Below are 11445 nucleotides of genomic sequence, written 5' to 3'. Positions count from 1 at the left end.
CATTGCGATTTTAATCCACTATAACAACCAAAAAAGCAGCCTGCACTCCCTAAGCGGAAAGTGCAGGCTGCTTTTTGATATGCAATGAGATTAATCTTCACCGGCAAAAGCCAACAGCAAACGCAACAGGCTGCTGAAAATGTTGTAAATCGAAATGAAGATGGTCAAAGCCGCGCTGATGTGGCTGTCTTCGCCGCCTTCCAACACTGTGCGCACCTGCCACATAATCACCAGCGAGCTGAACACCACGAACACGCCGGAAATGGTCAGCGATACCACGGGCATTTGCAGGAACAGGTTAGCCACCACGCCAATCATCAGCACCACGCCGCCCACCGCCAAGAAACGGCCCAACGCGTTGGTGTTGATATTCGCACGGCGCGCCAAAGCCGCCATTGTGAAGAACACGCCCGCCGTCATGGCAGCGGCCACGGCAATCAGCTGACCGCCGTTGGAAAACATTTGGGCAACCGACAACAGCGGACCCAAGAACACGCCCATGCCGAAGGTGAAGACCATCAGCAGTACCACGCCGGTTTGGCTGTAACGGTTTTTCTCAATGGCAAAACACATGCCGTAGAAAAAGGCAAACATCGCGCCCACCGCAACCCAGTAATTGCCCACCATGGCCAGCGGATTGAACACCATGCTGACCAATGCGCCGGCAACCGCGGGCAGGAAAGACCACGCCAACAGGCTGTAGGTTTTTTGCAGCAGGACTTCCTGATGTGCCAACTGCGCGTCGTTCGAATAATGTTGTACAGGTTCATTCATCAACAAACTCCTCCAAAAATGTGGATAAAAAATAAAAACTTAAAAGTGCAGGCTGCTTTTGACACGCAACCGCACGCCAAAAGCAAGCCCTATTGTGCCATAAATAATGCCGATGGCAACCTTTATTTTATTTGGATTGCGCGCTCACCGCAGCAAACGCCACCATGTTCACAATGCGGCGCACGGTCGAAATCGGCGTGACCAAATGCACGGGTTTGTTCAAGCCCATCAGAATCGGACCGACGGTAATGCCGTTGGTGGCATTCACGCGCATTAAGTTATAGCTGATATTCGCGGCTTCCACGTTCGGCATCACCAACAGGTTCGCCGAGCCTTGCAAGGTGGTTTCGGGGAAAATCTGTTTGCGCAGTTTTTCGTCCAACGCCGCATCCGCCTGCATTTCGCCGTCGATTTCCAAATCCGGGTCGGCTTTGCGCACGATTTGCAACGCCTGCTGCATTTTCACCGAATCTTTGTCGGTGTGCGTGCCGTAATTGGAATTGGACACCAGCGCCACTTTCGGCTTGATGCCGAAGCGTTGGATTTCCTTCGCGCACATCAGCGTGCCTTGCGCCAACTGCTCGGCAGTCGGGTCGTGAATGACATAAGTATCGGCAATGAAGAAGTTGCCCTTATTGGAAATCAGCGCGTTCATGGCAAACGCGTTTTGCTCCGGATTGTCGTAGCCGATCACGTCTTCGTAAATTTTGAAGTGGTCGCGGAAACGCCCCACCACACCGGCCACCATGCCGTCCGCATGGCCCAGGCGCACCATGCTCGCACCAATCAGCGTGTTGTTCGCCATCATGCGGCGGCGCGCCATCTCTTCGGTCACGCCTTTGCGTTTTTGCAAATCGTAATAGGTTTTCCAAGATTCTTCGTAATACGGATTGTCCACCAAATCCACCAAATCGAAGTCTTTGCCGGCCTGAATGGTCAATCCCTGCGCCTGCAACCGCTCTTCAATGATTTCTTTGCGGCCGATCAGAATCGGATAAGCCAGTTTTTGCGACACAATCTGCTGTGCGGCATGCAGCATGCGCTCGTCTTCGCCTTCGGCCAGCACAATGCGTTTGATGTCTTTTTTCGCCTGCGCGAACACGGGGCGCATCAGCAGGTTGGTTTTGTAAATCTGCTGGTTCAGGCGTTCGATATAGGCATCCATATCGGTGATGGGGCGCGTTGCCACGCCGGAATCCATGGCAGCCTGCGCCACAGCGGGGGCGATTTGGGCAATCAGGCGCGGGTCGAATGGTTTGGGAATCAGGTATTCCGTGCCGAATTTCAATTCTTCGCCGCCGTATGCACCGGCAACGACATCGTTCGATTCCGCCAATGCCAAATCGGCAATCGCGCGCACGGTGGCCAGCTTCATGGCTTCATTGATGGTGGTCGCGCCCACGTCCAACGCGCCGCGGAAAATGAACGGGAAGCACAAAACGTTATTGACCTGGTTCGGGAAATCGGAACGGCCGGTGCCGATAATCACATCGGGGCGCGCAGCTTTGGCTTCGGGCGGCCAAATTTCGGGTTGCGGATTGGCCAGTGCGAACACCAGCGGCTGGCTGTTCATCTGCTTCAACATGTCCACTTTCAGCACGTTGGCGCTGGACAAGCCCAAGAAAATATCTTTGCCGGCCACGGCGTCTGCCAGCGTGCGCTGACCGTTGTCTTCAATCGCGTAACGCACTTTGCTTTCGTCCATGCGCGCGCGGTCTTCGCGTGTTTGGTAAATCACGCCTTTGGAATCACACACGGTCATATTGGCGCGTTTCATGCCCAGCGCCACCAGCAAATCCAAGCAGGCAATCGCGGCGGCACCCGCGCCGGAGCACACCAGTTTCACTTCGCCGATTTCTTTGCCGATTAAGCGCAAGCCGTTCAATACGGCGGCGGCGGTGATGATGGCCGTGCCGTGCTGGTCGTCGTGGAACACGGGGATTTTGCAGCGTTCGCGCAGTTTTTTCTCGATATAGAAACATTCCGGCGCTTTGATGTCTTCCAGATTGATGCCGCCGAAGGTGGGTTCGAGCGATGCGATAATATCGACCAGTTTGTCGGGGTCGGTTTCGTTCACTTCAATGTCAAACACATCGATATTGGCGAATTTTTTGAACAATACGCCTTTGCCTTCCATCACCGGCTTGCTGGCTTCCGGGCCGATGTTGCCCAACCCCAGCACCGCCGTGCCGTTGGATACCACGGCCACCAGGTTGCCGCGCGCGGTATATTTATAGGATTTCATCGGGTCGGCATGGATTTCCATACACGGTGCGGCAACGCCAGGCGAATACGCCAATGCCAAATCGTGCTGCGTGGCCAGCGGTTTGGTGGGGGAAATCTGAATTTTGCCCGGCATGGGGAATTCGTGGAAATTCAGGGCGGCTTCTTTGATATGCTCATCCATAATTCAATCTTTCTGTCATTGCGTTTTGGAAAATGAAACGAAAAGCGGAACTGGGCGGATTGTACTATAAATCCGTGTGTTTGGTGAGAATAAACGAATATAACGGGCACTTCGGAAATGGAGTATGATAACGGTTTTTTGCAGGCTGCTTTTTCATGCTTTCCGAACTCTTATCCCAAAAAATCGCCATGAGCGATTACCGCGACAGCATTTTGCGTTTTTCGGCGCAATTTTCGAGCGCGGAAAACGATTTGCTTTATGAAATCATCCAAAAATTCGATTTCGACCCGGTGCAGGAGCAGGCCTTGGTTCAGGCGGTGATGCAGCAAAGCCGCTTCGACCCGAACGCGGGGCATTTCGACAGCCTGGAAGACGACGAAGACACCACCGGCATCTGCCCGCACTGCATCAATCCGCCCGCGCCGCCTTTGCGCGATTATTACATGTGGCGGACGGGGCAGCCGTAAGTGCAGGCTGCTTTTGAACGCCGAAATCCAACCCGATGCGGCCGTTGCAGGCAGCCTGCACAGCATCCGTTATCCCACCCATCCATTGCAAAGGAATCTTCATGACCGTCCGTCCACAAGTCCAACTGAAAATCCTCCGCCCCGAAATTGCCGCGCAGCTGCCGCAATACGCCACTTCCGGCAGCGCAGGCCTGGATTTGCGCGCCTGCATTCCCGAAGCCCGAACCGTCCGCGCCGGCGAAACCGTGCTCATCCCCACCGGCATCGCCATTTATCTGGACAATCCGCAACTGGCCGCCATGCTGCTGCCCCGCTCCGGCCTGGGGCACAAACACGGCATCGTGCTGGGCAACCTGGTCGGGCTGATTGATTCGGACTATCAGGGCGAGCTGATGGTGTCCGTGTGGAACCGCGGCAGCGACAGCTTCGTCATCGAACCTTTCGAGCGCATTGCCCAAATGGTGATTGTGCCCGTGGTGCAGGCCGATTTCGCGCTGGTGGACGAATTTGCCGCCAGCGAACGCGGCACGGGCGGCTTCGGCAGCACGGGGCGCAGCTGATGAAAGCGGCCAAAAAAGCCCTGCGCCGCCAACTGCGCCAAACCCGCCGCGCATTGCCCGCAACCGAACGTGCCCAAGCGCAGGCAGCCTGCAACCGCACACTGAAAACCTTTATCCGGCGCGGCAAAAACATCGCCGTTTATTGGGCGATGGGCGGCGAGCTGGATTTGGACGACTGGGTGCAGGCTGCTTTGAAACGCGGCGCGAACGTTTACCTGCCCTATATCGAACCGCGCTCCCTGCGCCTCTGGTTCACGCCCTATCCGCGCAAAGCCCAGCGCGCCGAACGCAAACGCGGCCAAAGCAGCCTGCACGTCCCCCAGTTTCGCGGCAAAAAAATCCGTGCCGAACGGCTGCACAAAATGCTGATTCCCATTGTCGGCATCGACCGGGACGGCATACGGCTGGGACAGGGCGGCGGCTATTACGACTGCACGCTCAACGCCTGCCGCACGCGCCGTCCGCAAACCGTCGCCGTCGGCTTTGCCTGCCAACAAATCGACCGCCTGCCGCGCGAAGCCCACGACATCCGCACCGACTACTTCGTCAGCGAACGCGGCATACAAAAATTTTAAGCGGCGGGCACATTAGGAACGTGCAGGCTGCTTTCCGCCCACCCGCAGAAGCCACCCCATACCCAATAATACCGACACCACACACACGATTCACACACCCGACAGGAGAACAATATGCGTCATCTGATTGAATCCATTGCCATTGCCGGCACCGAACGCACCATCGGCAGCGAAAAAGCCCTCACCGCGCTGGAAGAACGCGGCGGCAGCCTGCACGTCGAGCTGACCTTCGGCTTTCCCGCGCAGTTTCTGGCCGACGAATTGCAACGGCAAATCGCCGCCGCCACCGGCAAAGACGTGCAACTGACCATCAAAAATAACATCGTCGCCCACAAAGTGCAGGCCGGCATCCACACCATCAAAGGCGTGAAAAACATCATTGCCGTGGCTTCGGGCAAAGGCGGCGTGGGCAAATCCACCACCACCGCCAATTTGGCCACCGCCATGGCCGCCATGGGCGCTCGCGTCGGCGTTCTGGATGCGGATTTATACGGCCCCAGCCAGCCCACCATGCTCGGCGTTGCCCAAAAGCAGCCTGCACAGCAGAACAAGCACTTTATCCCCGTGCGCAACGCAGACGGCATCCAAGTCATGTCCATCGGCTTTCTGGTCGATCCCGACCAAGCCGTCGTGTGGCGCGGCCCGATGGTGTCGCAAGCCCTGCAACAGTTGCTGTTCCAAAGCGAGTGGGACGACGTGGACTACCTGTTTGTCGATTTGCCGCCCGGCACCGGCGACATCCAGCTTACCCTGTCGCAGAAAATCCCCGTCACCGGCGCAATCGTGGTTACCACACCGCAGGACATCGCCCTGATTGATGCGCGAAAAGCCATTGATATGTTTAACAAAGTCAATATCCCGATTATGGGCGTGCTGGAAAACATGTCGGTGCATATTTGCAGCAACTGCGGTCACCACGAAGCCATTTTCGGCACGGAAGGCGGCAAACGCTTGGCGGAAAAACTCAACGTGCCGTTGCTGGGACAGCTGCCTTTGAGCCTGCCGATTCGCGAAGCCATGGATTCGGGCGAAGCGGGGCAGCTGCACGCGCAACACGCCGCCGTGGCGGAAATTTACCGTCAGGCCGCGTTGGCAGTCGCTTTGGCAGTGGCGGACAAAGGGCGCGATTTCAGCAGTAAATTCCCGAAAATCGTGGTGCAATAAGCACGCCGTCCGAAGCGTTGCCACATACAAAAGCAGCCTGCACTCTAAAAACAAAGTGCAGGCTGCTTTTTATGCCGCAATGCGGATTATTTGCCCATCACAAACGGTTCCACCGTATAGCCGCGCTCCCTCAGCAGCGCCACCAAGCCGTCTTTGCCGAACAAATGCGCCGCGCCCACCGCCACCAAGGTCGGTTTCTGCGCCAAATATTGTTGCAGCTTCGGCATCCAGTTGCGGTTGCGCTGACCCAAAATCTGCTGGTTGAGCCGTTTCATGAATTCGTGGTCGCGCGGATCGACCAATGACACGGATTCCTCGTCGCTGGCCAGCTCCTCCAATTTGTCGGCATCGCGCCGTTCATAGGCTTGGAACAGCTCCAGCTGCTCCTGCTTCATTTGGTCTTGCCGCAGAATGAGATATTCGATATTGCGCACAGCCACATCGTCGGGAATGGTGCGCATCATTTCAAGCGGCTCGATATCTTCCAGCCCCAACACGGGCAGTTTCCGCGTTCTGGCCTGTTTCAGCAGCAGCGATTCGACACCATAATCAGTACTGTAATCGGGCGGCGTGCCGGTATAGCCCAAATGAAACCAAATCGCCCACGGTGCCAAGCTGTATTGGCTGCTGGGATTGCCCATCAAATCAGCGAATTCGGGAATGGCGGATTCGCGGAAAATGCGCCGTACAATCATGGTGGTTTTGCCACCCAGCGTCTCGTTCAGCGATTTGTTGTGTACCATCATCTGTAACATTTTCACGACTTCTTCGGGATGTGCTTTCGCATATTCTTCGTCCGCTATCTGCGTTTCCAGCACTAATTGACGGCTTTGTTTCAGCACATATTGGAAATCCGGCGGCAGCGTGCTGCCCTGTTTGCCGATATGCACCGTGCCCACCAGATAGCTGGTCGGCTGGTTGTCTTTGCGAATCCGCCAGATAATGGATTTTTCTTCGCGGCTTGGCGCTTTCGATGCCGCTTGGCTGGCCGATGCCTGCTGGGCGGAAGCCGCTTGATGCGCCGCACCGTGGGTTTCTGCAACGCTGTATCCCGTCAGGCAAAAGGCGGCAGCGGCAAATAGCCATGTTTTCAAATAGTTCAACATAGTTTCCTCTTGAAGTTGGAGAATAGGAAAGCAGCCTGCACTTGAATATGGGAAGTCAGCCTGCTTTTTCGGTTGGCATCACGCCCGCAGGCAACGCATCATCGGGATTTCGATTCAACGTAACGCTGCTGTGCAGGCTGCCATGTAAAGGTTTTTTGCTGCGGCCTGCGGCTGCGTGTCTCGCGCCAAACAATGTCGTAAAAACCATGTGTCTGCTTGGGCGACATTTTTAAAATATATTCCGTGCTTTCAATATCATGCTGCCGTGTGCCGTCCGGATTCCAATCGCCGGCCAAATTTTCAAATTGGTAAGTCTCCACCGTCAATACAGGCTTCAATTTGCCGTCCAACACAGCAAACAGCGTCATCGCCTGATTCATCGCGCCGCCGCCCGCATAGCCGACATGCGCCGTATAACGTACACCAAATGCGCGCGTGTTTTCATTCAACTGATATGGTGCCAAATCCAAACGGTCCGGTGTCCCAATTACCGTGTTGCCCCTATGGTTTTTCAGTGAAAAGGCGGAACGTTGGATATCTTGTTCGGTCTGCTCCTCCTGAGTTTTAAACCTCACGGTATAAGGCTCGGCAGCCAGTTGCCACGCGCCATCCTTCTGCTCCACCACCGCAAACGTGATTTGTTGGAATGTCTGGATATTGTTGCTGCAATCGGCATAGCGCGATTTGTCGTCGGCATATTCCCACTTCATCGGCTCGTGGTAGGCGCAGAAGCTGGCAATGTATTGATTGCCCTGCCATTTTCTCAAGCCGATTAACCCGATGTTTGCCGTTTGGGTTTGCGGGGCTAGCAGTTTGACCAAAGCGTTTACGGTCGCCCCATCGTTGCGCGCCACGCTGCCGAAGCCGTCGGGTTTGGCGGTGCCGTTCATTTGGTAGTCATATTCGGCGGCAATCTCGTTACTGTGGATTTCTCCGGACACTTGGTCTAACGACCGCACAGTTTTGGCGTGTGCGAATACGCTGCTTAATAAAACCGCGCTTAGAAACATTTTTTGAAACATGATTTTTTCCTTTCTATTTTTGCAGGCTGCCTGAAAACCGTTTTACATCACATCCAGCACGCCGATGCCCAACAGCCCCAGCCCCGTTTTCAGCGTTTCACCCGTCAGCCGTGCTAGGTTCAGCCGCGTATCGCGTGCCGCGCCTTCGGCTTTTAAAATCGGGCAGGCTTCGTAAAAACGCGAGAACAACGTGGCCAACTGGTAAAGATACGCCGCCAGATAGTGCGGGAAATTGGTTTCGGCAACGCTTTGCAGCACGTCTTCAAATTTCAGCAGTTCCACCGCAAGCTGCTGTTCCAGCGGCTCGGTCAGCACGAAAGCAGCCTGCACGTCCCAATCGCCCGCCTTGCGGAACACGCTCTGCACGCGGGTGTAGGCATATTGCAGATAAGGCGCGGTGTTGCCCTCGAACGAGAGCATGTTGTCCCAGTCGAACACATAATCGCTGGTGCGGTTTTTGCTCAAATCGGCGTATTTCACCGCGCCGATGCCCACGGTTTGGCCGATTTTTGCCGCTTCGGCTTCGCTCAAATCGGGGTTTTTGCTGCGCACCAACTGCGTGGCGCGTTCCACCGCTTCGTCCAGCAAATCAACCAGTTTCACCGTGTCGCCGCTGCGCGTTTTGAAGGGCTTGTTGTCCTTGCCCATCATCGTGCCGAAGCCGACAAATTCGGCGGACACGTTTTCCGGCAGCCAGCCGGCTTTGCGGGCGGTAACGAACAATTCTTTAAAATGCAAATCCTGCCTTGTGTCCACCACATACAGCAGCCGGTTCGCCTTTAACATATTCAGGCGGTAACGCAGGCACGCCAAATCGGTGGTGGCATACAAAAAGCCGCCGCCCTGCTTCTGCACGATAAACGCGGCCGGTTCGCCGTCTTTGTTTTTAAATTCGTCCAAAAACACCACTTTTGCGCCGTCCGAATCCACCACCAGCCCTTTTGCTTCCAACTCTTTGACAACATTATGCAAATCGTCGTTATATTTGGATTCGCCCGCCACATCGCCGCGTTCCAGCAACAGGCCGAGTTTGGCATACACTTTTTCCGCGTGTTGCAGCGAAATTTCGACAAACTGCCGCCACAGCGCCAGCACCGCCTCGTCGCCGCCTTGCAGCTTCACGACATATTCGCGCGACAAATCGGCAAACGCCGCGTCTTCGTCAAAACGCACTTTGGCGGCGCGGTAAAACTGCTCCAAATCGGCCAGCTCAAAGGCGGCATTGTCTTTTTGCTGTTCCACCAGATAGGCCACCAGCATGCCGAACTGCGTGCCCCAGTCGCCCACATGGTTTTGGCGGATGACTTTGTGCCCCAAAAAGCCCAGCACGCGCGCCAAGCTGTCGCCGATGATGGACGAACGCAGGTGGCCGACGTGCATTTCTTTGGCCAAATTGGGCGATGAATAGTCAATCACCACCGTGTCGGGATTCGGCGTTTGGGCAATGTGCAGGCTGCCTTCAAGCTGCGCGGCCAGAAATTCGGGCGACAGGCGCAGGTTGATGAAGCCGGGGCCCGCCACCTCGGCTACCGCAAACGCGCCTTTACCGTTCAGTTCGTCGGCAATTTTCTGCGCCAACTCGCGCGGATTCTGCTTGGCCGCTTTTGCCGCGCCCATGGCGCCGTTGATTTGGAAATCGCCGAAATCGGGGTTTTTGGCAGGCTGCAACACAATCGGGCTGCCTGCCACACCTGCGGCGGCAAAGGCGGATTCGATTTGGGCGGATAGGGTTTGTTGGAGTTTCATATTCGTTTCTCAATCAATGATTTAATTTATACATGATGGGTTCGGCAAAGTGCAGGCTGCTTTTAAAGCATTCCAAAGCAGCCTGCACTTCCGTCTTCGTATTGGGTTACGCCTGCATCTGCACGCTGAACGAACGCCCCACCTTGCTCCATTGCTCGCTTTCGGCCTGCAATGCGGCAGCGGTGAGCGGATTGTGTTCCAGCCAGCTTTGGGCAATCGTCAGCGCATAAGCGCCTGATTTTTCTTTCAACTGCGTATGCGGCGGCAATTCAATCGGCAGGCGCGCTCGGCAGAACAGCACCGCCAGCCGCAACGCCATCACGGCATGCCAGCGCATCGGTTCGTTGCCCAAGGTTTCGGCCATTTTTTTCAAATCGCCGCGCTGCCCCAAGGTAATCTGCGCCAGCAATTCCTGCTCCTGCCGCGAAAAGCCGGGCATGTCCGCCTGCGCCAGAATGTAGGCCGTGTGTTTATGGTAGGCCGTGTGGGCAATGTCAATCCCGACTTCGTGCAGCAAGGCCGCCCAGCGCACATAATGCGACCAATATTCCAGCTCCTGCACGGTGGCATTCTGCGCCAGGCTGTATAAAAAATAACCGGCCAATTTGGCAACGCGTTCTGCCTGATTGCGGCTGACGTGATACCGCTGCTGGAACTGCGCCGTGGTTTGGTCGCGCAAATCTTCGTCCAAATTGCGACCGATCATGTCGTAAAACACACCGTCGCGCAGGGCGGCTTCGTTAAACGCCATTTCTTCGATGTCCAGCTCTTCAAAAGCAGCCTGCATCACGGCCAATCCGCCGGCAAACACTTCAATGCGTTCGGGCTTCAGCCCTTCCAGCTTGGCTTTTTTCACGCTGCCCGCATCGACAATCTGCTCGAAAATCCGAACCATGGCGGGCAATGTGATTTTGTTGCCCAAACCCTGCGCGGCAATCACGGCGGCAATCGATTTGGCGGAGCCCGAAGTACCCAGCGCGATTTCCCAGCCCTGCCGTTTGTAGATTTTGCTGATGCGCTGGATTTCGGCGCGCGCGGCAGTCACGGCAGCCTGCACGTTTTTGGCGCTGATTTTGCCGTCGAAATACCGCATGGAATAGGTGACGCAGCCCAACGGCAGGCTTTCGGTGTGGGTGGGTTGCAGGCTGCTACCCAGAATGAATTCGGTCGAGCCGCCGCCGATGTCCATCACCAGCATTTTGCGGCCGTTCGAAGAAAAGGTGTGCACCACGCCCGTGTAAATCAAACGCGCTTCCTCGCGCCCGGCAATCACTTCGATGGGAAAACCCAGCGCGGCTTCGGCCTGCGGCAGGAATTCGGCAATATTTTTGGCAACGCGGAACGTGTTGGTGGCCACGGCGCGGACGTTTTCAGGCGAAAAACCGCGCAAACGCTCACCAAACTGCGCCAGGCATTCCAAGGCGCGGCGGCGGCTGGCTTCGTCCAACATTTTGTCGTTGTCCAAACCGCCGGCCAAGCGCACCATGTGCTTGATATTTTCGATGACTTGCGGATGACCTTGATGGTTTTGGCAGATTTGCAGGCGGAAACTGTTCGACCCCAAATCCACCGAAGCCAGCATGGGAAGGTTACTCATAATTTCTCCATTGAAAAAGTGCAGGCT

General features: G+C 55.8%; 9 protein-coding genes and 1 pseudogene. 4 read left to right on the top strand and 6 right to left on the bottom strand.

Annotated elements, in window-relative coordinates; translation table 11 throughout:
• Nucleotides 1–90 precede the first annotated feature (90 nt).
• The gene (locus tag HMPREF9098_RS00120; RefSeq protein WP_003780782.1) at nt 91–774 is read right to left on the bottom strand and encodes a Bax inhibitor-1 family protein; all 684 of its coding nucleotides are present in this window, start codon (nt 772–774) and stop codon (nt 91–93) included.
• A gap of 127 nt (nt 775–901) precedes the next feature.
• Nucleotides 902–3181, bottom strand: coding sequence for an NADP-dependent malic enzyme (locus HMPREF9098_RS00115; RefSeq protein ID WP_003780781.1), 2280 nt, complete (start codon nt 3179–3181; stop codon nt 902–904).
• 155 nt (nt 3182–3336) lie between these two features.
• Here HMPREF9098_RS00115 and HMPREF9098_RS00110 point away from each other — a divergent pair, with 155 nt between their 5' ends.
• The 4 genes and pseudogenes from HMPREF9098_RS00110 to apbC all read left to right on the top strand — a co-directional run.
• Nucleotides 3337–3648: a hypothetical protein gene (locus HMPREF9098_RS00110; protein ID WP_003780779.1), complete on the top strand. Its 312-nt coding sequence runs from the start codon at nt 3337–3339 to the stop codon at nt 3646–3648.
• 101 nt (nt 3649–3749) lie between these two features.
• Nucleotides 3750–4208, top strand: coding sequence for a dUTP diphosphatase (dut, locus tag HMPREF9098_RS00105; RefSeq protein ID WP_040564110.1), 459 nt, complete (start codon nt 3750–3752; stop codon nt 4206–4208).
• The gene (locus HMPREF9098_RS00100; protein WP_003780776.1) at nt 4208–4783 is read left to right on the top strand and encodes a 5-formyltetrahydrofolate cyclo-ligase; all 576 of its coding nucleotides are present in this window, start codon (nt 4208–4210) and stop codon (nt 4781–4783) included. Before dut ends, HMPREF9098_RS00100 begins: the two co-directional genes overlap by 1 nt.
• Before the next feature lie 84 nt (nt 4784–4867).
• Nucleotides 4868–5947 (top strand): annotated as a pseudogene (gene apbC, locus HMPREF9098_RS00095) (iron-sulfur cluster carrier protein ApbC); the annotation flags it as partial.
• 86 nt (nt 5948–6033) lie between these two features.
• Here the strand turns inward: apbC and HMPREF9098_RS00090 are convergent.
• The 4 genes from HMPREF9098_RS00090 to ppx form a co-directional block, all read right to left on the bottom strand.
• Nucleotides 6034–7053 (bottom strand): TraB/GumN family protein, encoded by a 1020-nt coding sequence (locus HMPREF9098_RS00090; RefSeq protein WP_003780773.1) that lies wholly within the window; start codon nt 7051–7053, stop codon nt 6034–6036.
• A gap of 98 nt (nt 7054–7151) precedes the next feature.
• Nucleotides 7152–8075 carry a hypothetical protein gene (locus HMPREF9098_RS11105; RefSeq protein WP_003780772.1) on the bottom strand — a complete coding sequence of 308 codons (924 nt, stop codon included), beginning with the start codon at nt 8073–8075 and terminating at the stop codon, nt 7152–7154.
• A gap of 42 nt (nt 8076–8117) precedes the next feature.
• Nucleotides 8118–9821, bottom strand: coding sequence for an arginine--tRNA ligase (gene argS / locus HMPREF9098_RS00080; RefSeq protein ID WP_003780771.1), 1704 nt, complete (start codon nt 9819–9821; stop codon nt 8118–8120).
• A 106-nt stretch (nt 9822–9927) separates the two neighbouring features.
• On the bottom strand, nt 9928–11418 hold the full coding sequence (gene ppx / locus HMPREF9098_RS00075) for an exopolyphosphatase (protein ID WP_003780770.1): 1491 nt from the start codon (nt 11416–11418) through the stop codon (nt 9928–9930).
• Nucleotides 11419–11445 lie beyond the last annotated feature (27 nt).

Source organism: Kingella denitrificans ATCC 33394 (genome assembly GCF_000190695.1).
Lineage (GTDB): Bacteria > Pseudomonadota > Gammaproteobacteria > Burkholderiales > Neisseriaceae > Kingella_A > Kingella_A denitrificans.
The sequence above is the reverse complement of the archived record's forward strand: the minus strand, read 5'-3'. Positions and strand labels throughout refer to the sequence as shown.